Raw genomic sequence first — 22837 nt, 5'->3', positions numbered from 1 at the left:
TTCTCTGCTTTTTATTTTTCTTGCCATCACCTCTTCCAGAACGAACGGACATTCGCTAAAATATAAGAGAAGAGGTGACAATGTTGTTTCAAAAACGAAATTTGACCGATATCATCCAGTTTCTGAAAGAAGACGAAGCTTTCAAGAGACAAATTGTTCATTGGCATACAATCGAGAAAAAGGAAGCGGACTACCGCGACTTTCCGGAACAACTGCATGAAAAAATCGTTCATGCTTTACATAAAAGAGGAATTGAAAAGCTTTATTCCCATCAGGCTGACGCGTTTTACCAGAGTCAAAACGGAAAAAACGTCACGCTTGTGACGCCGACAGCATCTGGAAAAACGCTCTGCTACAATCTTCCCGTCATTCAGAGGATCACGGAAGACCCCGATGCCCGGGCTCTGTACCTGTTTCCAACCAAGGCTTTGTCACAGGATCAAAAAAGCGAGCTGAATGAACTGATTGATGAAATCGATGCATCCATCAACTGCTATACGTATGACGGAGATACGTCGCCTGCGATAAGGCAGAAGGTGAGAAAAGCCGGACATATCGTCATCACCAATCCCGACATGCTGCATTCGGCGATTTTGCCCCATCATACGAAATGGGTGTCATTGTTTGAAAACCTGAAATATATCGTGATTGATGAGCTTCATGTCTACCGGGGCGTTTTCGGAAGCCATGTTGCCAACGTCATCAGGAGGCTTTTACGGATCTGCGCGTTTTACGGGAGCAAACCGCAGTTTATCTGCACGTCCGCGACGATCGCCAACCCTTTGGAGCTCGCCGAGACGCTGACAGGACAGCCGATGCATCTCATTGCCAAAAATGGCGCTCCTGCGGGAAGAAAGCACTTTTTATTTTATAATCCGCCGATTGTCAACCGCTCGCTGAACATTAGAAAAAGCGCCACACTTGAAGTCAGAAAGCTTGCCTCCGAATTTTTGCAAAACGGGATTCAAACGATTGTTTTCGCAAGGAGCAGAGTCAGGGTGGAAATTATTTTGACATATTTGCAGGATGTCATGAAGCCGATTGTCGGCGCCCACTCCATCCAGGGATACAGAGGGGGATATCTGCCGCACGAACGAAGGACCATTGAAAAAGGGCTGCGCAGCGGGGATATCAAAGGTGTCGTCAGTACGAACGCCCTTGAACTCGGCGTCGATATCGGCCAGCTGCAAACCTGTATTATGACGGGATATCCGGGGACGATTGCAAGCGCCTGGCAGCAGGCCGGCAGGGCCGGAAGAAGGCACAATGAAGCGCTGATCGTCATGGTGGCAAGCTCGGCGCCGCTTGATCAATACATTGTGCAAAACCCGGACTATTTCTTCAAACAAAATCCGGAGACGGCCGTCATTAACCCGGACAATCTTGTGATCCTTGTCGATCATCTCAAATGCGCCGCGTTTGAACTTCCTTTCAAGCGAAACGAGACTTTTGGCGAGACGGAAGTAGAAGATATTTTAGAATATTTGGCTGAAGAAAGGGTGCTGTACTTAAACGGCGACACATACCATTGGATGAATGACGCCTTTCCGGCCCACGGCATCAGCCTGAGATCGGCATCACAGGAGAATGTTGTCATTATTGACCAGTCCAGACGTGAAAAGGCGCGAGTGATTGGTGAAATGGACAGGTTCAGTGCGATGACATTGCTGCACGATGAAGCTATTTATTTGCATCAAGGGGTTCAATACCAGGTGGAAAAGCTCGATTGGGAGGAGAAAAAAGCGTTCGTCCGCGAGGTGAAAGCCGACTATTATACGGATGCCAATCTCGCCGTCATGCTGAAAGTGCTGGAAATAGATAAAATAAAGGAAACAGATATGGCAGCGTTCGGTTTTGGCGATGTCACCGTGCAAGCGAAGGCGACTATTTTCAAAAAAATAAAATTTGAGACACATGAAAATATCGGCTCCGGTCCGATTCACCTCCCTGAAGAGGAGCTCCACACAAATGCTGCCTGGGTGCAGGTGAATGACGAAGAGCGCCGGAATTGGAACGAGATCAAATTGGAAGAGGCTTTGCTCGGGGCTGCGAATGTCCTCGGATATGTCGCCGCCCTCAAGGTCATGTGCGATCCGTCTGACTTGCATGTTTTTCCGCAAATTAAAGCCGTCCATAATGAAAAGCCGACGATTTTTTTATATGACCGTTATCCCGGAGGCGTCGGATTATCTGAGAAGGTTTACGAACAAATGCCGAACATCATCAGAGAAGCGCATCAGCTGATTGCCAAATGCCCGTGCCGGTCAGGCTGTCCGTCATGCATCGGTGTCCACGGTGAAACCAATCAGACCAAAGACAATGCGCTGCGCCTTTTAGAAAGCTGGAAAGGTTGAGGTTGAACATGTCTTTAAAAAGAAAGCTTAACCGTTTTAAGCATCACCTGGGAAATACGCAAAAAAAAGAAGAAAAGCAAGCTGACAAGAATGCGCATCCCGCCCCTTCGTTTTCTAAAGAATGGACTGCTCTCGGCGCAAGGCCGTACGTGTTTGAAGACGGCTATTGCCTGATCCGTGAAGTCGAATATCCGCTGACACATGTTCACGGAAAGTACTCGTTTGCCGAGCTTCATGAAACGGTCAATCAATGGAATCAGAGCGGTGTATCCCACGACCTTTCAAGCAAAGGATACATCCCGAGCCAGCTTTTTTTCTTTGACACGGAAACAACCGGGCTCGGAGGGGGAGCGGGCAACACGATCTTCCTCCTCGGACATGCCAGGGTCTATGATGACAAAGTCGTCGTCAAACAGCATCTATTGCCCAAGCCGGGAAACGAAGCGGCGCTTTACCACAGTTTTTTGAGCGAGGTCGATATCAAATCGCTAGTCACTTATAATGGACGAGCTTTTGACTGGCCCCAGGTCAAAACGAGGCACACGCTGATCCGCGACAGGGTTCCCGAGCTCCCGGATTTCGGCCACTTTGACCTGCTTCACGGGGCGCGGCGGCTCTGGAAGCACAAATTCGACCGCGTGTCTTTAAGCACCGTGGAAAAAGAAGAGCTCGGCGTTCAGCGGACGGAGGATACACCGGGGTATCTCGCGCCGATGATCTATTTTCAATTTTTAAAGGAAGAACGGCTGGAGATCATTGAAGGCGTTTTGCATCACAATGAGCTTGACGTCCTGTCTTTAATTACGCTTTATATCCATATCTCGAAGAAAATTCTTTCCCCTGATCAGACACCGGAAGCAAATGAAAAATACGCGCTGGCTAAATGGCTCATGGCCAACCGGGAAACCGAGCTTGCGACAGAGCAGCTAAAGGAGCTTGAACTCGAGCGTTTTGAACAGTCTGAACGGGCCTCGTTTGATTTATCGATGCAATATAAAAAACAAGGCAAGCTTGAAAAAGCCGCCGGACTATGGGTGAAGCTGCAAAATGGCGCGGACGGGAAGACCGTCTTCCGGGCCGGCATTGAGCTCGCCAAATATTTTGAACATCAAGTTCGCGATATACCGGCGGCTTTAAGAACGACACAGCACCTTCTTGAGCGGTGCAGCCCGGAAAAGGTTGAGCTGACGGAAAGAGAAAGAGAAGCCCTTGACCTCCGCCGTCAGCGATTGAAGAGGAAATACGGGCAAAATATTCCCCGGGCAAGCGCAGGAAGCGACGATCTTCGCCTGTAAACATTGGAAACATGTTTTGGATTGTAGAAACGGAGCGATTCTTGTAAAATGACGTTAGAAATGTTTGAAGGGAGCGCTGATATGTATAAGGGGTTGTTTTATTTGTTTTTTGTCGTTGTCTTGTTTATCGTTTTTGTTTTGACCAATTTCAAGGAAAGCTTTATCGCTTACTTTTAAAATAGGTTTTTATATTAGTACATGTTTACCCCTTGCTTCATAGTTTAGTAGTGTATATAGAAGCTTTAGGAAAGGGGATTTGTTCATGCACTGTAAACCAAACATGATGTCGCCGATTGTTCATCCTACACAATGCTGTTATAATCATACGCAAAGCAATACGATCGTTCCGCACATTCATCCGCAGCATACAACCAATATTAATCATCAGCATTTTCAGCACGTCCATTACTATCCGCAAACACAATCATCTGTCAATGAGGCCTCCCACCAGCATTTTGTCAGCCCGGGACAGGGACCTGTACCAGGACCGGGAATGGGCCCAGGAATGGGAATGGGCCCTTACTAAAACATGACGGACGTTTTGCGAGGATGAATCAAGATCGGAAACAGAATATTTCAAAAGATGGGGCGGATTCCGGCCCCATTTTTTAGCAGGTGATCAAATGAAAGTGTTGGCTGTCACAGGGTACAAGCCGTTTGAAATCGGAGTATTTAAACAAGATGATCAAGCCCTTTTTTACATAAAAAAAGCCATTGAAAACCGGATGCTCGCTTTGCTTGATGAAGGGCTCGAATGGATTCTCATCTCAGGTCAGCTTGGAGCGGAAATCTGGACGGCACAGGTCGCTTTTTCCCTTCAGGAAGAGTATCCGGAGCTGAAGGTGGCGGTGATCACTCCGTTTTTGGAACAGGAAAAGAACTGGAATGAGAAAAACAAGGAGCTTTATGAAGACGTATTAGCTCAAAGCGACTACACGGAAAGCCTGACGCACAGGCCGTATGAAAGCCCTGTTCAATTTAGGCAGAAAAACCGTTTTTTTATTGAAAAATCTGACGGCTTGCTGATTCTTTATGATGAAGAAGTGGAAGGGTCTCCGGTTTACATGCTGAACGAGGCCAAAAAAGCCCAGGAAAAACGCGATTATCCGATCTACACGATTACGATGGATGATTTGAGAGTGACCGTTGAAGAACACAGCTTTTCAGAAGAATAAACAGCCGGAGAGAAAATTTGACATCACACACGTTTTCTGAAAAAATATAAGATGATGATTCACGATATGAGGTGAAAAAGATGCTTGCTGATAAAGTGAAGCTTTCTGCTAAAGAAATTTTAGAAAAAGAATTTAAAACAGGCGTCAGAGGCTACAAACAGGAAGATGTTGATAAATTTCTGGACATGGTGATTAAAGACTATGAAGCCTTCCACCAGGAAATCGAGGAATTGCAGCAGGAGAACCTGAATTTGAAAAAGCAGCTGGAAGAAGCCAGCAAGAGACAGCCTGCACAATCCAATACGACCAATTTTGATATCTTGAAACGGCTGTCCAACTTGGAAAAACATGTATTTGGAAGTAAATTATACGATGAATGAAAAAACCTTGTCCTTTGATGGGAAGTAGGGTATAATAGTGGATGTCTTAACGTTCGGGTAATCGCTGCAGATCTTTGAATCTGTAGAGGAAAGTCCATGCTCGCACGGTGCTGAGATGCCCGTAGTGTTCGTGCCTAGCGAAACCATAAGCTAGGGCAGCCTGTATCAGGCTGACGGCAGGAAAAAAGCCTACGTCTTTTCAGATATGGCTGAGTATCCTTGAAAGTGCCACAGTGACGAAGTCTCACTAGAAATGGTGAGAGTGGAACGCGGTAAACCCCTCGAGCGAGAAACCCAAATTTTGGTAGGGGAACCTTCTGGAAGGAATTGAACGGAAAGAAGGACAGAGATGACTCTGTAGATAGATGATTACCACCTGAGTACGAGGCTGAAAAAGCCGACCGCAGTACGATGGAACAAAACATGGCTTACAGAACGTTACACACCATTAATGATCATGAACATGTATAAGCTCTCCGCCAAAAGGAGAGCTTTTATCATGTAAAAAATACATAAAAACAGGTGATATGATGAGAACCTTTACATTAATCGCAACCGCGCCGATGGGCATCGAAGCCATCGTCGCCAAAGAAGTGCGGGAACTCGGATACGACTGTACCGTTGACAATGGAAAAGTGGTTTTTAAAGGCGATGCTCTTGCCATCTGCAGAGCCAACCTGTGGCTGAGAACGGCGGACAGGGTCAAGGTCCAGGTTGCCGAATTTACGGCGAAAACATTTGATGAGTTGTTTGAAAAAACGAAAGCACTTGACTGGAGCGCCTTTATTCCTGAGAATGCGACCTTTCCCGTGACAGGCAAATCGGTCAAATCGGTTCTCGCCAGTGTGCCCGACTGCCAGCGGATCGTGAAAAAAGCGATTGCCGAAAAGCTGAAAGCACAATTCGGAAAGCAAAGCGAATGGCTTGAGGAAACGGGTCCTGAATACAAAATAGAGATCTCGCTTTTGAAGGATAAAGCGGTGATTACGCTTGATTCATCAGGAGTTGGCTTGCATAAAAGGGGCTATCGTACAGGCCAGGGGGAGGCTCCGCTGAAAGAAACCCTCGCCGCAGCGCTCATCCTGCTGACAAATTGGACCCCGGACAGGCCGTTTGTTGATCCGTTTTGCGGTTCGGGAACGATTCCGATCGAAGCGGCTTTGATCGGACAAAACATCGCACCGGGATTCAACAGGGATTTCGCCTCTGAAAAATGGGAATGGATCGGAAAAGAGGCTTGGGATCAAGCGAGACTGGAAGTCGAAGAAAAGGCGAATTACGATCAGCCGCTTGCCATTTTTGGGCACGACATCGACCACCGCATGATCGAGATCGCCAAAGCGAATGCCGAAGAAGCCGGTCTTTCTGATCTCATTCATTTTAAACAAATGCAGGTAAAGGATTTTACGACACAAGCGGAATATGGTGTCATTGTCGGAAATCCGCCGTACGGCGAGCGTCTCGGCGAAAAGCAGGCGGTTGAAAACATGTACAGGGACATGGGGAAAGCATTTGCCGGGCTTGATACATGGTCTGTTTATATGCTGACTTCAAATGAACGGTTTGAGGAATGCTACGGAAAAAAAGCGACAAAAAAACGAAAGCTTTTTAACGGCTTTATTAAAACGGATTATTATCAGTATTGGGGCAAAAGGCCGCCAAGGCCAAAAAAAGCTGAATAAATCGGACTGCCGGGTAAAGGCCGTCTTTTTTTGGAGAAAATCCCCGCTCTTTTAAAGAAGCGGGGTTTCTGATTAGATAAGGAAGGCATGGTTAAACCAATGATTCACTAGACGATCCATGAATCATTTTTCTTTTTGTATGAATGATCATATTTTTTGCGAGGCTCGCGGTAATAGCAGTCTTTTTTACACGGCTCATAATCGTAATAATCTTTTTTGCAATGGTCATATCCGTAGTCTTTTTTGCACGGCTCATAGCAGTGGCAGTCTTTCTTGTAGGAGTCGTGATGCTTTTTGTGCGGCTCATAATAGTAGCAGTCTTTCTTATAGGAGTCATCATATTTTTTGCACGGCTCATAATAGTAGTAGTCTTTCTTGTAATCGTCGTCATGCTTTTTGTGCGGCTCATAATAGTAGCAGTCTTTCTTGTAGGAATCATGGTGTTTTTTGCACGGCTCGTGATGGTAGCAGTCTTTCTTAGAGAAGTCATCATGCTTTTTGCACGGCTCGTGATAATAGAAATCTTTCTTGCAATAGTCATCATGCTTTTGATAAGGATCATAATCATAATCCCAATAATCTTTTTTTGCCGGTACGTAGTAATACATAAACTCTCCACCTTTTGTCTATAATTTTTAAATTCCCTACAGAATATGATGAAAAAATGGAATAGACTGGGTTGTTGCTTTGGATCAAAAGCACATTGTCTAGCAAAAGCTCTCTTTTTCAAGAACACCGGGATGTGAGAGGCGTTGACAAATTCCTGAAAAGACGCCATTCGCCGCTGGAAACAGCTTTGCAAAAAATGTGAAAACAGCCTGTATAAAAGCGGATCATCCTGCATATACTCGGGATTATTCCATTCGTATAGAGGTGACGTTATGTTAAACAACGAGCATATCGACATGATTCAAAAAGCGCTTGAGGCTACAACAAACAAGCTGGAAAGCCTTGGTGAAGAACGGCTTACATATGCAAAGGAAGATCTGAAAAACGCAATCAGTCATATGGAATCAACAGACCATCCCTTTCAGACGTACCTGGTTAACCGGAAATAAACGCTTCTGGCCCCCCGCTTTTTTTAGCGAAATTTTTTCTTGTTGAATTCTTCTAGCCGTAGTGATAGGATAGTAATTCTGAGAACTTGATAGTTGGGGGTTGGAGCAGGGTGACAGCATCTCGTCTGCCTTTTTCTTTAACAAAAACAAAAAATTTTTATGAAGAACTGAACAATTGGATTGGTGATGTCTTTTACGATATTCTTCCTGAAAAGGGATTTGATTTGCGTGACGAGCAAATCTTTATGGCCTTTCAATTAGAGCGGGCATTTAAAGAAAAGAACGTCATGTTTGCCGAAGCGGGTGTCGGAACGGGAAAAACGCTTGTTTATCTTCTGTTTGCACTCAGTTATGCCAGGTATACGGGGAAGCCCGCGGTGATAGCCTGTGCGGACGAGACGCTGATCGAGCAGCTTGTCAAAAAAGAAGGGGACATTCAAAAAATCTCCGAACACTTGGGTCTGACGATCGACGCACGGCTCAGCAAATCCCATGACCAGTATTTATGCTTGAAAAAGCTGGAGAAAACGATGCAGCGCTCTGATGATGAGAAATGGCTTGATCTGTATGAGGCGCTGCCTCAATTTGTTCATGAGTCCCAAGGCATGCAGTCATTTTATCCATACGGCGACCGCAAGGAATATTCGGCTCTGTCAAATGATGAATGGGCCGAAATCGGTTATGATTCATTTCAAGACTGTCTGACTTGTGATATGCGGCACCGCTGCGGTCTGACGCTGTCAAGAGACCATTACCGGAAATCAACGGACTTCATTATCTGTTCTCATGATTTCTACATGGAGCATGTCTGGACAGAGGAAGCGAGAAAGCGTGAAGGACAGCTTCCGCTTTTGCCTGACCACAGCGCGGTCGTCTTTGATGAAGGACATCTCCTTGAATTTGCGGCGCAAAAAGCGCTCACATACCGGGTGAAACAATCCACATTGGAAATGTTTCTTGAACGCCTTCTCGGAAATGACATCAGGGAGGAATTTGCAGAGCTTGTGGAAGAAGCGCTCCGCGTCAATGATGAATTTTTCAGCCTGCTTCAAGAGAGCGCTGAAAAAGCGGAAGGTTCAGACCGCCTGCGGATCAAGGATCATGCCAAAGTGAAGAGCGCGGCCGGCGAGCTGTACGAATTGCTTGAAAAAATCGGTGAAGCGCTCGTTTTTGAAGGGGAATTGTACACGATTGACCAGTACGCGCTGACAGTCGTCGAAGAATACCTTGAGCAGATGGCTTATTCTCTTTCCTTGTACAGAAAGAACGCGATCAGCTGGCTGGAACGAAAAGAGTTTGAATCGACATTTGTTGTCATGCCGAGGACGGTATCGGAAGTCCTTGGAGAGAAAGTGTTTTCCAAAGAGATTCCGTTCATTTTTTCTTCCGCGACATTATCGGAAAACGGATCTTTCGATTACTTGGCGAAGAGCCTCGGCATCCGCGACTATCTATCGCTTACGGTCGATTCGCCTTACGATTATGAAGAACAGATGAAAGTGCATATCCACCGAATGGATGACGCGGAATCAAAAGGACATGCGGCCATTGCAAGCATGAAAGAATCCGGAGGGAGAACGCTTATCCTGTTCCCGTCATTTGAGGAGCTTGAAGCGTTTAAACAGCAAGCATCCCGGGAAACACTGCCGTTTCCAGTCTATTTTGAAGGCGATGAAGAAATCAGCACGATCGTGCAAAAATTTCAAACGATTGAAGAGTCGGTTCTTTGCTCTGTCCATCTATGGGAAGGGCTCGATATTCCGGGCGCGTCGCTGGAAAATGTCATCATTTGGTCGCTTCCTTTTCCGCCGCATGATCCGGTCTTTGAAGCGAAGCGGAGCAGCGTGGCAAACGCTTTTCGTGAAGTCGATCTTCCTTACATGCTGTTAAGGCTGCGCCAGGGAATCGGACGTTTGATCCGGTCAAATGAAGACCGCGGCACGATCGGCATTTTCATAGCAGATGAAAAAGAATGGGACGTCATAAAAGAGGTGGAGGCTGTTCTCTCTGTTCAGCCCGTCTATATGTAAGAGAAAAGCGGTTTTTTCGCTTTTCTTTTTTTTGCGGCCGACTGCAAAAAAGTTGACTTTCGTAAATATTTCCATTAGTCTGATTACAATTCATCAACATCAATGGGAAGAGGAGGATGGTATGATGAGCATCAATACATACGAAAAAGAATTTTTAGACACATTGAAAAAAATCAGCCAGTATGAACAAGCGATTAATGTCATGTACTGGGATATGAGAACCGGTGCGCCGAAAAAGGGGGAAGAGCACCGGGCTGAAGCGATCGGCCAGCTGTCCGCCGATGTTTTTCAAATGAAAACATCAAAGCGGATGAAGGAGCTCCTGGATCAATTATGGGCTCAAAAAAACAGCTTGCCGTTTGATACGCAGAAAGCGGTTGAAGAAGCCAAAAAGGAGTATGATCTAAACTGCAACATTCCCGAAGACGAATTCAAAGAATATACCACGCTGACATCCAAAGCGGAATCGGTCTGGGAAAAAGCGAAAAAAGCCTCTGATTATTCGCTGTTCGCCCCTTATTTGGAGAAGATCATCGACTTTAAAAAACGGTTTATTACATATTGGGGGTATGAAGGGCATCCTTATAATGCGCTTTTGGATTTGTATGAGCCGGGGGTTACCGTGGAGGCGCTGGACAGCCTTTTTGCCGAATTGCGCGAGGCGATCGTACCGCTCGTCCAAAAGATCGCCCAAAGCCCGAAAAAACCGGATACAAGCTTTGTGCATCAGCATTTTCCAAAAGAAAAGCAGCGCGAACTATGCAACTTCTTTTTAAGGGAGCTCGAGTATGATTTTGATGCCGGACGGCTTGATGAGACGGTTCATCCGTTCCAGGTGACGATCAGCCGCGGGGACGCCCGGGTCACGACAGCCTTTAACGAATCCGATTTACGCTCAGCGGTTTTTGGAACGGTTCACGAGTGCGGGCACGCCATCTATGAACAAAATATCGATGAAGCATTAAGCGGGACCAATTTGGCAGACGGGGCCTCAATGGGAATCCACGAATCGCAATCTCTGTTTTACGAAAACTTCATCGGCAGACATCAAGGCTTCTGGAAACGGTATTTCAATACAATCAAAGATGTCTGTCCCGAACAATTTGCAGATGTCACAGCCGAAGGATTTTACAGAGCGGTTAATGAATCAAAGCCTTCACTCATCCGGGTCGATGCCGATGAGCTGACATATCCGCTTCATATCATGATTCGCTACGAAATTGAAAAGGCGATTTTCAGCGGTGAAGCATCTGTCGAGGATCTTCCAAAGCTTTGGAACGACAAATATGAAGCATATCTTGGGATTACACCGCCTGACGATGCCAAGGGAATCTTGCAGGATGTCCATTGGTCCGGCGGAGACTTCGGCTATTTCCCTTCATACGCGCTCGGCTATATGTATGCCGCGCAGCTGAAATCAAGCATGCTGAAAGATCTTCCGGAATTCGACATGCTTATTGAAAACGGCGATCTTCAGCCGATCAGACAGTGGCTGACCGATCACGTCCATATCCACGGCAAAAGAAAAAAACCGCTTGATATGATAAAGTCAGCGACAGGCGAAGAACTGAACGTCCGCTATTTAATCCGCTACTTGGAAGAAAAATACACGAGCTTGTATTTGTAATCGAAAAAAACCCTCCCGGTGTATCGGGAGGGTTTTTAGGTCTGAATTTTCTGTTAAATACGAACGATTCCCTCTGAATTTACCTTGCGGGTTCGTTATTTTTTGTTTTAGTCTTCCCAATCCGGGCGAAAGTTGTTATAATTTGATACATTATATCACTCGTATAATCGCGTGGATATGGCACGCAAGTTTCTACCGGACACCGTAAATGTCCGACTATGAGTGGGCGCATGTAAACGAACGTCTTGATGCAGCAGACGGTTTTCGTCTTTTTTAGCATTGCCCGCTCAGTATGTCGAACTGAGCAGGCAATGCTTTTTTTGTTAAAGGGCATTTCAATAAACGGAGGGTTTATTCATGGAACAGCTAAAACGAAAAATTAGAGAGCAAGGCACTGTTTTATCAGATGATGTGCTGAAGGTTGATGCTTTTTTAAATCATCAAATTGATCCGGCGCTCATGCTCGCCGTCGGCGAAGAGTTCGCTTCTCTTTTTCAAAGCGAAGGAATTACGAAAATTGTCACGATCGAATCTTCTGGAATCGCACCTGCCGTCATGACGGGGTTGAAGCTTGGCGTACCGGTCGTTTTTGCAAGAAAGCGGCAATCCCTCACATTGACGGAAAATCTGCTGACGGCTTCTGTCTATTCATTTACGAAGAAAACAGAAAGCACGATTGCCGTATCGGCCAGCCATCTGTCAAAAGATGATAAAGTTCTTGTCATTGACGACTTTTTGGCAAACGGACAAGCCGCAAAAGGGCTCGTCTCCATCATCGAACAAGCCGGTGCACAGGTCAGCGGCATCGGAATCGTGATCGAAAAATCATTTCAAAGCGGAAGAAAAGAACTGGATGGACTTGGAATCAGGGTCGAGTCACTGGCAAGAATCGCCTCGCTTGCAGGCGGTAAAGTCACCTTTTTACAGGAGGTTCGTTCATGAAACTCACAGCCGGTAAAGCCGTTTCACTAAGTATTCAGCATGTCCTCGCCATGTATGCGGGAGCTGTTGTGGTTCCGCTTATTGTCGGAGATGCCCTCGGATTGACTCCGGCGCAGCTCACTTACCTTGTATCTGCCGATATTCTGATGTGCGGGCTGGCGACATTGCTTCAAGTCTGGAAAAACCGCTTTTTCGGTATCGGTTTGCCAGTCGTGCTGGGTTGTACGTTCACGGCTGTTTCTCCGATGATTGCGATTGCCGGAAAATACGGGATTCCCGCCATCTACGGGAGCATTATAGCCGGAGGTGTGATCATCATCATCCTTTCCTTTTTCTTCGGAAAGCTGGTCCGGTTTTTCCCTCCGGTTGTCACCGGATCTGTCGTGACGGTGATCGGTATTACGCTGATTCCCGCTGCCATGAACAACATGGCTGGAGGAGAAAACAGCAGTGACTTCGGCGCTCTGTCAAATCTTGCTTTGGCCTTTTCGGTTCTTTTGGTGATTATCCTTTTATACCGTTTTACAAAAGGGTTTTTAAAATCGATTTCCATTTTGATCGGACTCATTGTCGGAACAGCTGCAGCAAGCCTGATGGGGAAGGTCGAATTTACTGAAGTGGCGAACGCGGGCTGGATGCAGATGATTCATCCTTTTTATTTCGGCACTCCCGTGTTTGAAATCACACCAATCATCACGATGACCCTTGTATTAATCGTCAGCCTTGTCGAGTCGACAGGCGTTTACTTTGCATTGGGTGATTTGACGGACAGAAAGCTGTCGGAAAAAGATTTAGCAAAAGGATATCGAGCAGAAGGGATTGCCGTTTTATTCGGCGGGATTTTCAATGCCTTTCCTTATACGGCTTATTCGCAAAACGTCGGGCTCGTTCAGCTGACAGGCGTCAAAAAGAACAGTGTCATTGCTCTGGCAGGCGGATTTCTCATTCTTTTGGGCCTGTTTCCGAAAGCCGCGGCCCTGACGACCATTATCCCAAAACCGGTGCTCGGCGGCGCTATGGTGGCGATGTTCGGCATGGTCATCGCCTACGGCATTAAGATGCTGAGCAGAGTTGATTTTGCTAAACAGGAGAACCTTTTGATCGTTGCCTGCTCAGTCGGAATCGGCCTTGGCGTGACAGTCGTGCCGCAAATGTTTCAAAACCTTCCGGATGCGCTTAAGCTTTTGACAGAAAACGGGATTGTCGCAGGAAGTTTCACCGCCATTTTATTGAATATGATCTTTCATATCCGCCCGTTCTCCCGTCCGATTGAGCGCCATGATACGGTAGCAGGCGAAAAATCCGCCGTTTAAAACCTCACGATTCGTGAGGTTTTTTTGTTCTGTCAAAAGACATACTATCGGTATAAAAGGGGGGCTTATCCGATGGGTACAGAGAAAGAGCATGTCGAACACATCTGGACAAAAGACGGCAAAGAGGCAGTGATCCGCCCCGTCCGCCCGGAAGATGCGGGAGATATCATTGAAGCGGTCGCGGATGTGATGAATTCCGGCGTCTACATTCAAAAGGAGCGTCCGCGGACGCTTGAGGAAGAAACGGCTTTTATCCATGAGATGAGAGAAAAGGATAATATGTATGCGGCTGTGGAAATGGACGGAAAGGTGTATGGAATCGCCCGAGTCATCCGCGGCGAACTTCAGATGAAAAAGCACACCGGCCTGTTCAGAACATGGCTTCACAGCAGGGCACAGGGGCTTGGAATCGGCAAAAAAATCATGTCCTACACACTCGATTGGTGCAGGCGCCATTCGCTCCATAAGCTGTGTCTGACTGTGTTTCCTTCAAATGAAGCGGCGCTTGCATTATATAAAAAAAGCGGATTCATCATCGAGGGTGTGCAAAAGGAACAAATTTTGGCAAACGGAATTTTTGAAGACGAGGTGCTGATGGCTTATTTTTTTGAGTCAGTCAGATGAGGATTGCATACAGATTTTTTTTTGGGAGACGCTGTAGGGTAGAGGTGGTGCTATGGCCTATATCGTATCGGCGGGAACAAGCATTCCCCGTTTTCATGTGGATCAGGAAGAGGCCGCACGATTTGCCAAGGAGATGTTCAAACATTCTTTTAAAGACATTGATCGCCTGCTCGCTTCATTCAAAAATGGAGAAATCGAGTCAAGGCAGTTTGTCATGCCTTTGGAATGGTATAAAGAAGAAAAGAGCTTCAGGGAAAAAAATCAGGCGTACATAGAGACGGCTCTTCAGCACAGTGCCGATGCCGTCACAAAGTGCTTAACCGATGAGCGGTTTCTTACAGATGAATGCCCTTTTGAAAACATTGAAGCGGTTTTTTTTGTGTCGTCAACCGGCATTTCAACTCCCAGCATAGAAGCGAGACTCATGAACATTCTTCCCTTTTCAAATCGGACGAAGCGCATTCCGATCTGGGGGCTCGGGTGTGCGGGAGGAGCATCAGGCATTGCCCGTGCATTTGAGTACTGCAAAGCCTTTCCGAAGGCCCATGTCCTCGTCATCGCGGCGGAGCTGTGCAGTTTGACATTTCAAGTACAGGATAAAACGAAAAGCAATCTCATCGGCACATCGCTATTCGGCGATGGAATTGCCGCTGTTTTAATGTGCGGAACAAAAGCGGAGACCGCTTTCTCCAAGCTTCACACGCTTCCGGAAGTGCGGGGTTCACAGTCGGTCACTTTAAAACACACTGAAGATGTGATGGGCTGGGAGATTGCAAACAGTGGTTTTCAAGTCGTTTTTTCCCGGGATATTCCGTCCTTGATCAAGACCCATTTTAAGACGGATGTAGAAGCCTTTCTCAAGCAGAAGCATGTCGGTTTTCCCGACATCGAGGTGTTTTTAGCTCATCCGGGCGGAAAAAAAGTGCTTGATGCCTATATAGAAAGTCTGGGTTTTTCTGAAAAACACCTTGAAAGCTCACGGAAGATTTTGGCGAAGCACGGCAATATGTCTTCGGCAACCGTTTTGTATTGTCTCAAAGAGTATATGCTAAACAACACCCCCCCATCAGGAACATACGGTCTTATGGGAGCGCTGGGTCCGGGCTTCTCTTCAGAACTTCTCCTGATAGAATGGACGCAAAAAGAGAGTGGTTGACATGTTTTGGACGATTGTGATCATCTTTATCGGCCAGCGGCTGATTGAGCTTGCGGTTGCAAAGCGCAATGAAAAATACGCGTTCAAGCGGGGGGCTGTCGAATACGGCAAGTACCACTATCCGTATATCGTCGCCATGCATGTCCTCTTTTTCATTTCTTTGATTTGGGAACATATCATTTTTCAGCGCGGAACCGCACCATCTGCAGCGCTCATTTTGGCGGGGCTTGTCCTCGTTCAGGTGCTTCGCTACTGGTCACTGTTTTCTTTAGGAAAGTGCTGGAACACAAAAATTCTCATCATCCCAAGAACGGATCTTATTCGAAAAGGTCCGTACCGGTGGATCAGACATCCGAATTATGTGGCTGTAGCCCTTGAATTGCTTCTCCTTCCCTTGCTGTTTCAGGCGTATTTAACCGCAGTAATATTCACGGTTTCAAATGCCGTCTTGATGTTGATCCGCATCCGTGCCGAAGAAAGGGCGCTGAAAGAATTATGCCATTGAAAATGATTCTCACCTCGTGTATAATAATGAAAAACATTCTCATTACAGGATGGTGAGCGATTATGACGATGTTTTTTCTTCTGGCAGCTGTGAGTACATACAGCTTATTGATCGGGTTTGTCTTAAAGGGGATAGCCAAGCGCTCCGCATAAAATAAAGCAAAGCTGCTGTAACGGCGGCTTTTTTTATGTTTTCTTGCAAAATGTGAACAAAAGTACACAAATGTTGTGTAAAATGGGGGAAAAGGGCTAAGGTGGCTAACAACAAAGCATAAAAGGGGTAAGAATCATGGCACACATCAACATAAAAGACGATCTGGCGAAAAGAGCCGGAGCTGTTTTCAGCGAGCTGAAGAAAAACGGAGATCACAAGCGGGCGGCACAGCTTGCGGGCATCATCCGAAAATGGCTAAAAAGAGAAGTTTACATCGCTTTAACCGGCCACTATTCGGCGGGAAAATCGTCTTTGGTCAACGCGCTGCTTCAGGAAGACGTTTTGCCGACCAGTCCGATTCCGACAAGCGCGAATCTCGTCCTCGTCCGCCGGGGAGAATTGAAAACCGCGCTCCACACGACCGATGGGAAATACGCCGAGCTAAAGGGCGCTTATGACAAACAAAAAGTGCAGGCCTACTGCAAGGATGGCAGCCAAATTGAAATGGTGGAAATCGAGGGGCCGTTTTCCGGACTCGAGCCTCACGCCGTCCTGATTGACACGCCCGGAATTGATTCAACAGATGACGCCCATTTTCTGTCGGCCTCTTCGATTCTTCATCAGGCCGATGCACTGTTTTATGTCGTTCATTACAATCACGTCCACTCTGAGGAAAACATCAATTTTCTTCGTTCAATAAAAGAAAAAATTCCGAACATCTACTTTATCGTCAACCAAGTTGACCGTCACGATGAAACAGAAACGGATTTCGCCAGCTATAAACATGAGGTCCTTAACATGCTGAAGAAAGAGGGAATCGGCGAGGATCATCTCTTTTTTACATCGGTAACAGATATTGAACACCCTCTTAATGAATTCAAGCGGCTGCGTGACGTGCTGAAGCGCCTGCAGCATCAGGCTGGACAACAATTGGATTCCTATACCGAGCAAAAAGTGGTCCGTTTAATGAATGAGCATGCTGAGATGCTCATCACTGATGAGGACTCATCCCTTGCCGAAGAAACCGCTTCCCAGGCCAACATAGTCGAGTCGCTGAATGAGCAGCTGGCCAAATCCGCAGATCAACGTCTACAGGCGGAGGAACAAATCAGAAAAGAAATCCAAACCATCATTCAAAATGCGAATGTAACCCCATTTCATATGAGGGAGCTTGCAGCATCCTATTTGGAATCAACCGATAAAGGCTTTAAAAAAGGGTTTATTTTCAGCAAAACGAAAACGCTTGAAGAAAAACAAAAGCGCAAAAAAGCCTTTCTTTCAGACGTCCAAAATAGGGTCCAGGCTGAAATCGACTGGCACATCATAGAAGTGTTGAAAACGTACATGAACCGCTATGAGGTTAAGAGCGATGATTTGCTGCAGCAAACTTTGCAGTTCACGACAGACATAGGTGAAGACCACTTGCTCCGTTCGCTGAAAAAAGGGGCTTCACTGACGTCTGAATATGTGCTGAACTATACAAAGGATCTGGCTGAAAACATCAGAAGAGAGGCAAAACGGAGCGCCCAGCCGCTCATTGATCAGTTTAGAAGCTTGCTGGAGCAAAACGAAATGCGGGCCATGGAGGCGGCAACAGGCAAATATGAAGAAGAAAAAGCGAAGCTCGCCGCATTAGAAGAACGGCTGAAGCAGCAGCAGCAATCATATCAAAAGGCAAAACGTCTTTGGGAGCTGTGGGAAAACGGAGGAGACGGCACCGATCAAGGCGGCTGGTACGCGGCCGAAAAAGCGGCGGTGCTAGATTCATTTGCGACCGCCGCGCCTTGTGACAGCGGAATTTCCCAAAAAACAGACATTGCGGAAAAGACACAGATACAAAAAATGAACGTTTCAGAATACATGGAAAAATTTGCAGAGCTCGCCCGTCATCTAGAAGGCATCCCGATTTTACAAAAGCAGAGGGAGGCATTTTTGCAAAAAACGGAGCGGCTTCAGTCAAGACAGTTCACATTGGCGCTTTTCGGCGCTTTCAGTTCAGGCAAATCCTCTTTTGCCAACGCGCTCTGCGGCCAAAAAGTGCTCCCGTCCTCTCCGACGCCGACAACGGCAACGATCAATAAAATCACAAAACCGAAGGGAGCCAAACAAGACGGGACGGCTGATGTATCCTTTAAAACAGAAGCGGAAATCGCCGCCGAACTGGATCAGCTTTTAGATGGGAAAATATCCGCTCTAAAAAGAGGCACTCTTGCGGAAAAGCTTGAGCACCTATTGAAAAAAGGCAAGCTCGATGATGATGAACGTCTCATCACAGAACATTTTGCCAAGGCGTATCAACGATTCCGCGACTTTATCATAAGCCAGGATATATTAACGATTGCCTCAGGCGAGCTAAAGCCCTATGTGGCTGAAGAGGAAACGGCCTGCGTCGTGCGGGAAGTGACCGTCTATTTGCACACACCTGTCACCGATAAAGGAATCACGATTGTCGACACGCCAGGGGCCAATAGCGTCAACAAGCGGCATACTGAGCTCGCTTTTCAGTATATGAAAGATGCTGACGCCCTCCTTTACCTCACATATTACCAGCATGCGTTTTCCAAAGCGGACCGGTCGTTTTTGCGAAAGCTTGGATTAATCAAAGACGCTTTCAGCTTGGATAAAATGTTCTTTATTTTAAACGCGGCAGATCTGGCTGAAAGCTCGCAAGAATTGAGGACAGTCGAAGAATATGTGAGGGGAGAGCTTCTGAAAGAAGGGATTCAGCATCCGCATTTCTATCACGTCTCAAGCAAACAGGAACTGAGCGGTCAATCCTCGTCGTTTAACGATTTCGGCTTCTTGAAAAAAGCGCTCGACGATTTTATTGAAAACGGCTTGACAAAAGCGGCCGTCGATCAGCTGATATATGAAGGCAAAAAGCTGTGCGAGACAGTGATTCAGCTCCGCCGCTCTCTCCATCGCTCCGCACAAGAAGCGGAAGCCGAGAAAAAGCGAATCGCGAAGGCCTATGAAGCCGCATGCACAGCGATAGCCGAGGTCGAAAAAGGGTCCGCCGTTTTTCAGATGATCGAAAAAGATATCGAAGAGCAATTTTATTATATGAAGCAGCGCCTGTCTTTTTATGCGCATGATTTGTTCAAAGCAGCGATTCATCCCGGCCTGCAAAACGGGAGTTGGCTGCACAATCTGCAAAAAGCTTTGAAAAGCTGTTTGAAGGAGTATGCGTTTGAATGCGTGCAGGAACTGAAAGCCCTCGACATTCGGCTGGAGCAGGAGATGATCAGCATCACCGACAAGCAGTGGATTGCGGCCATCAAGCAGAGAATAGCGGACAATCCATACTTTTCCGTTCATATCGCCCCAGAGTCTCCGGAAGGCAACAGCGCAGAATGGGCGGAGCCTCCGGCAGATGAGGGATTGTTTAAAGATGAGCTGAAACCATTCAAAGCACCGAAGTCATTTTTTCAGCAAAATGGAAAAGCGAGGCTGATCGAAGCGCTCACCTCAAAGCTTTCCGAGATAACAGCCGACTGGGTTGAAGAGCAAAAACAGGCTTTTTTCAGCCGCGCCGAAAAAAGCGCGCGCCATCTGGAGGAGGCTGCTGTTCAGGCCGCTTTCACGCAGATCAGCGAGCAAAAAGAAACGTATTTCCACGAACCTTTAGAAAGCGGTGACAGGGACAAAATCGAAAAGGCCTATACGTCAGCGGGTGAATGGCTCTCCGGGATCGATTCATAGCCAATTTGAATGTGGATACATGAAAGAAAGCATGATAGACTAAATAAAAAGAGAAGGGGATAAACCGATGACAGACGTCCATAAAGCGATATCAGCACATTCCAAAAAACAGCACCAGCATATCAAGGCGTTCATTCTTCTCGAACAGGAAAGAGAAAAAGCGATAGAGGAAGCCGTGATCAAGTGTGAACGACATGAACCGTTTTCCACCGAGAACATCAATCACATTACGGGGAAAATGAACGAACTGTCCAAGAAGGGCATCGTCCCGGAAAGGCGGCTTGTAACCAAAGAAATGATCGAGGAATATGTCAGCCGTAAAAGCGCGCGCGCATAGCTGGTTGATCCTTCCGCGAGTGCGCTTTCGATTTATTGCAAAAAATAGATCCAAGCCGCCCGCTGGAGGTGAAGGTTAATGGGAAGAACAAAGCTCGGCAATGCAAATGCGCAGCGCAACAATAACGCTAAAAAGAAAAACGGTTTTAATACCGAGTTTTCTTCTGATTCTTATGCGCAAATGGAAGCCGCGAAGATGATCTCAAACAAGAAAAACCATCAGGAATAACCAATCAAAACAGCGTCCTTGGGCGCTGTTTTGATCATTTTTGCTCCTGTGGTACAATAGGTGCATTGTATAGTGAAAGGAAGTTTTAAAGTGATGACGAAGAAGCTGCTGCTTATTGACGGGATGGCGCTCTTATTCCGGTCGTTCTTCGCAACGGCGGTACACCGGAATTTTATGATGAATGATAAAGGAATTCCCACAAACGGGGTTCACGGCTTTTTAAAGCATATGCTGACGGCGGTGGAGGCGTTTCAACCGAGCCATGTCGTCTGCTGCTGGGATATGGGGAGCAAAACATACCGCAATGATTTATTTAAGGATTATAAAGCAAATCGCGGCGAGCCGCCGCTTGAATTGGTTCCCCAGTTTGACCTGGCAAAGGAAGCCGCAGCAGAGCTGGGTGTTTTAAACATTGGCCTCGCGGGGTTTGAAGCGGATGACTGTATCGGCACGCTGTCAGCGCTGTTCCGCGAAAAAGCGGATATCACCATCCTCACGGGAGATAAAGACTTGCTGCAGCTTTTGGCTGGCACTGTCAAAGTCGCATTGATGCAAAAAGGGATCGGCAACTACAAAGTGTATACAAAAGATACATTTGTTGAAGAAACAGGCATCGAGCCGAATGCTCTGATCGATGTTAAAGCGCTGATGGGGGATGCTAGCGACAATTATCCCGGTGTCAAAGGAATCGGCGAAAAAACGGCTTACAAGCTGATCAGGGAGTATTCAACCGTGGAAAAGATGCTTGAAAACCTCGATCAGCTGACAAAAAGCCAGCAGAAGAAAATCGCCGAAAGCCTTGAAGACCTCAAACTGTCTAAAATACTCGCTGAAATCAAATGCGATGTGCCGCTGTCGTGTTCATTGGAAGATGCCGACTTTTCGCTGTCGCTTGACAAGGCCAGGGACATGCTGAGAATGCATCAGATCAGGGGCATTGAACCACTGCTTATAAAAATGGAAAAAAGAGAGATCGGTTAAACAATCGATCTCTCTAATGTTTTGTATTGCTTTTTTTCGCCCTGTTTTCAAGCTCGGTTTTTGGATCTGTGTGCTGGTTATGCCGGTTTGTGACAATGTCTCCCTGCGGCGTAACTCCGCCGGTCAGACGGCCTTTTCCGGCAGGCTGTTGTTTATCCACTTGAACCACCTCAAGGACTATGATGCGCAAAAAAAGCCGCTTTTACTCGGAATTGAGCAAAATCGCTTGTTTCGCCAATTTGTCAGCCGTCTGATTGTCTTTGGAAGGGATCCATTTAATAAAAAACAAATCGAAAGCTTTCTTCAGACGGAGAATTTCATCAAGGTAAGGCTTGAATGCCTCGTTCTTGACAAATTCCAAATCCGCTGCACGCTCAACGATCTCAGAGTCTGTTCGAAACGAAACAATCGGGTACTGCCTTTCGGCGCAAAGCTTCATCCCTTCGATCAGAGCCGAAAATTCCGCTTCGTGATTGCTTAATCGGCCGGCGGGCAGAGAAAATGATTCAGACTGTGCCCCGTTTTTAATAAAGATGCCAAGTCCGGAAAGGCCCGGATCGCCGGCGCTTGCTCCGTCAATATATACCTCAACCGGCATCGGTTTCACTCCTTTCATCCAGAGGGGTGATCTTTTTGGCGGCATATGCGTAAGGCGCTGCCAAAAGGGCGACGACAAATTTTAACACATATGTGGTGATAAAAATCTCCACCCAGACACCAACAGGATATGTGCCGATAAAAGCGACGCTCGTAAAAATCAATGTATCGAGAAGCTGGCTGACGGCGGTGCTCCCGCTATTGCGCAGCCATAAGGCGCGATCGGAAGGAAATAACCTTCTGATCCCCGAATATACATAAACATCAAGGGTTTGGCTGATGATATACGCAAGCAGGCTTCCAAGCGCAACGCGCGGCAGAAATCCGAAAATCGTCTCAAGCGCCGGCTGTGCGATATCAGACGGATGCGGCTTGAAAAGCAGTGCCCCCTGCATGACGGCGGTCAGGCTGATCAGGATGAAAAAGCCAAGTGAAACGGCTTTTTTCGCTTCTTCTTTGCCATATCTTTCATTGATCACATCTGTCGCAAAAAACACGCTGCCGTACAAGATATTGCCGAGCGTTGCTGTCAGGCCGAACAGTTCGACTGTTTTTGTGACTTCGATATTCGCCGCAGCTGTCGCAAATCCGATCCAGACAAATAAGCCGATTTTGCCAAATCGTTTGAAAAAAAAGAGAACAATGATAAAATGAATGATTGCAAAACCAATCCAAAGCAAATCGTTATACAAGAACAG

Annotated in this window: 23 protein-coding genes, 1 other RNA gene and 1 riboswitch; of the genes, 20 read left to right on the top strand and 4 right to left on the bottom strand. The window is 46.7% G+C overall.

Going from position 1 to position 22837, the window contains the following annotated elements; translation table 11 throughout:
- Positions 1 to 80 precede the first annotated feature (80 nt).
- The 7 genes from M654_RS14370 (at position 81) to M654_RS14340 (ending at position 6886) form a co-directional block, all read left to right on the top strand.
- A complete protein-coding gene (locus M654_RS14370; RefSeq protein WP_035428154.1) occupies positions 81 to 2354 on the top strand; it encodes a DEAD/DEAH box helicase in 2274 nt (757 codons plus the stop codon).
- An 8-nt stretch (positions 2355 to 2362) separates the two neighbouring features.
- Positions 2363 to 3649: a ribonuclease H-like domain-containing protein gene (locus M654_RS14365; RefSeq protein ID WP_026587569.1), complete on the top strand. Its 1287-nt coding sequence runs from the start codon at positions 2363 to 2365 to the stop codon at positions 3647 to 3649.
- Between the two features lie 262 nt (positions 3650 to 3911).
- Complete coding sequence (locus M654_RS14360) at positions 3912 to 4175, top strand: CotD family spore coat protein (protein ID WP_026587568.1); 264 nt, start codon at positions 3912 to 3914, stop codon at positions 4173 to 4175.
- 97 nt (positions 4176 to 4272) lie between these two features.
- Positions 4273 to 4824 (top strand): SLOG family protein, encoded by a 552-nt coding sequence (locus M654_RS14355; protein WP_026587567.1) that lies wholly within the window; start codon positions 4273 to 4275, stop codon positions 4822 to 4824.
- Positions 4825 to 4904: 80 nt separating this feature from the next.
- Entirely contained in the window at positions 4905 to 5204 is a 300-nt protein-coding gene (gene gpsB / locus M654_RS14350; protein WP_026587566.1) for a cell division regulator GpsB, read from the top strand.
- A 49-nt stretch (positions 5205 to 5253) separates the two neighbouring features.
- Positions 5254 to 5640, top strand: an RNA gene (gene rnpB, locus M654_RS14345) — RNase P RNA component class B.
- 94 nt (positions 5641 to 5734) lie between these two features.
- Positions 5735 to 6886: a THUMP domain-containing class I SAM-dependent RNA methyltransferase gene (locus tag M654_RS14340; protein ID WP_026587565.1), complete on the top strand. Its 1152-nt coding sequence runs from the start codon at positions 5735 to 5737 to the stop codon at positions 6884 to 6886.
- A 107-nt stretch (positions 6887 to 6993) separates the two neighbouring features.
- Here M654_RS14340 and M654_RS14335 read toward each other — a convergent pair whose 3' ends face one another.
- Positions 6994 to 7494 (bottom strand): hypothetical protein, encoded by a 501-nt coding sequence (locus tag M654_RS14335; protein WP_026587564.1) that lies wholly within the window; start codon positions 7492 to 7494, stop codon positions 6994 to 6996.
- Positions 7495 to 7767: 273 nt separating this feature from the next.
- Between M654_RS14335 and M654_RS23600 the strand changes: the two genes are divergently transcribed.
- From M654_RS23600 to M654_RS14280, 13 genes are all read left to right on the top strand, one after another.
- Positions 7768 to 7944, top strand: coding sequence for a hypothetical protein (locus tag M654_RS23600; protein WP_179115715.1), 177 nt, complete (start codon positions 7768 to 7770; stop codon positions 7942 to 7944).
- A 110-nt stretch (positions 7945 to 8054) separates the two neighbouring features.
- Positions 8055 to 9974, top strand: a complete 1920-nt coding sequence (locus tag M654_RS14330; RefSeq protein WP_026587563.1) for an ATP-dependent DNA helicase — start codon at positions 8055 to 8057, stop codon at positions 9972 to 9974.
- A 124-nt stretch (positions 9975 to 10098) separates the two neighbouring features.
- Positions 10099 to 11601, top strand: coding sequence for a carboxypeptidase M32 (locus M654_RS14325; RefSeq protein WP_026587562.1), 1503 nt, complete (start codon positions 10099 to 10101; stop codon positions 11599 to 11601).
- 139 nt (positions 11602 to 11740) lie between these two features.
- Positions 11741 to 11840, top strand: a riboswitch (purine riboswitch).
- Positions 11841 to 11958: 118 nt separating this feature from the next.
- Positions 11959 to 12543, top strand: coding sequence for a xanthine phosphoribosyltransferase (locus M654_RS14320; protein ID WP_026587561.1), 585 nt, complete (start codon positions 11959 to 11961; stop codon positions 12541 to 12543).
- Complete coding sequence (locus tag M654_RS14315) at positions 12540 to 13856, top strand: nucleobase:cation symporter-2 family protein (RefSeq protein ID WP_026587560.1); 1317 nt, start codon at positions 12540 to 12542, stop codon at positions 13854 to 13856. Before M654_RS14320 ends, M654_RS14315 begins: the two co-directional genes overlap by 4 nt.
- Positions 13857 to 13928: 72 nt before the next feature.
- A complete protein-coding gene (locus M654_RS14310; RefSeq protein WP_026587559.1) occupies positions 13929 to 14480 on the top strand; it encodes a GNAT family N-acetyltransferase in 552 nt (183 codons plus the stop codon).
- Positions 14481 to 14532: 52 nt separating this feature from the next.
- Positions 14533 to 15636 carry a type III polyketide synthase gene (locus M654_RS14305; RefSeq protein ID WP_026587558.1) on the top strand — a complete coding sequence of 368 codons (1104 nt, stop codon included), beginning with the start codon at positions 14533 to 14535 and terminating at the stop codon, positions 15634 to 15636.
- 1 nt (position 15637) lies between these two features.
- Positions 15638 to 16141, top strand: coding sequence for an isoprenylcysteine carboxyl methyltransferase family protein (locus M654_RS14300; protein WP_026587557.1), 504 nt, complete (start codon positions 15638 to 15640; stop codon positions 16139 to 16141).
- Positions 16142 to 16203: 62 nt separating this feature from the next.
- Entirely contained in the window at positions 16204 to 16293 is a 90-nt protein-coding gene (gene fbpC / locus M654_RS14295) for a Fur-regulated basic protein FbpC (protein WP_035428152.1), read from the top strand.
- 136 nt (positions 16294 to 16429) lie between these two features.
- On the top strand, positions 16430 to 19996 hold the full coding sequence (locus M654_RS14290; protein WP_026587556.1) for a dynamin GTPase: 3567 nt from the start codon (positions 16430 to 16432) through the stop codon (positions 19994 to 19996).
- A 67-nt stretch (positions 19997 to 20063) separates the two neighbouring features.
- Complete coding sequence (locus M654_RS14285) at positions 20064 to 20333, top strand: YpbS family protein (RefSeq protein WP_026587555.1); 270 nt, start codon at positions 20064 to 20066, stop codon at positions 20331 to 20333.
- Between the two features lie 78 nt (positions 20334 to 20411).
- Positions 20412 to 20561, top strand: coding sequence for a hypothetical protein (locus M654_RS23595; protein WP_179115717.1), 150 nt, complete (start codon positions 20412 to 20414; stop codon positions 20559 to 20561).
- 93 nt (positions 20562 to 20654) lie between these two features.
- Positions 20655 to 21542 carry a 5'-3' exonuclease gene (locus tag M654_RS14280; RefSeq protein ID WP_026587554.1) on the top strand — a complete coding sequence of 296 codons (888 nt, stop codon included), beginning with the start codon at positions 20655 to 20657 and terminating at the stop codon, positions 21540 to 21542.
- A gap of 13 nt (positions 21543 to 21555) precedes the next feature.
- On the opposite strand, the gene sspL is transcribed toward M654_RS14280, so the two are convergent.
- From sspL to M654_RS14265, 3 genes are read right to left on the bottom strand one after another with little or no spacing between them, the layout of a single operon-like run.
- Positions 21556 to 21702, bottom strand: coding sequence for a small, acid-soluble spore protein L (gene sspL / locus M654_RS14275; RefSeq protein WP_026587553.1), 147 nt, complete (start codon positions 21700 to 21702; stop codon positions 21556 to 21558).
- Positions 21703 to 21744: 42 nt separating this feature from the next.
- Positions 21745 to 22140 carry a reverse transcriptase-like protein gene (locus M654_RS14270; RefSeq protein WP_026587552.1) on the bottom strand — a complete coding sequence of 132 codons (396 nt, stop codon included), beginning with the start codon at positions 22138 to 22140 and terminating at the stop codon, positions 21745 to 21747.
- Entirely contained in the window at positions 22130 to 22831 is a 702-nt protein-coding gene (locus M654_RS14265; RefSeq protein ID WP_026587551.1) for a queuosine precursor transporter, read from the bottom strand. The genes M654_RS14270 and M654_RS14265 overlap by 11 nt, the downstream gene beginning before the upstream one ends.
- Positions 22832 to 22837 lie beyond the last annotated feature (6 nt).

Origin of the sequence: Bacillus sp. NSP9.1 (assembly GCF_000465465.2) — a bacterium.
GTDB classification, from domain to species: domain Bacteria; phylum Bacillota; class Bacilli; order Bacillales; family Bacillaceae; genus Bacillus; species Bacillus sonorensis_A.
This window is presented reverse-complemented; position numbering and strand designations above follow the sequence as displayed.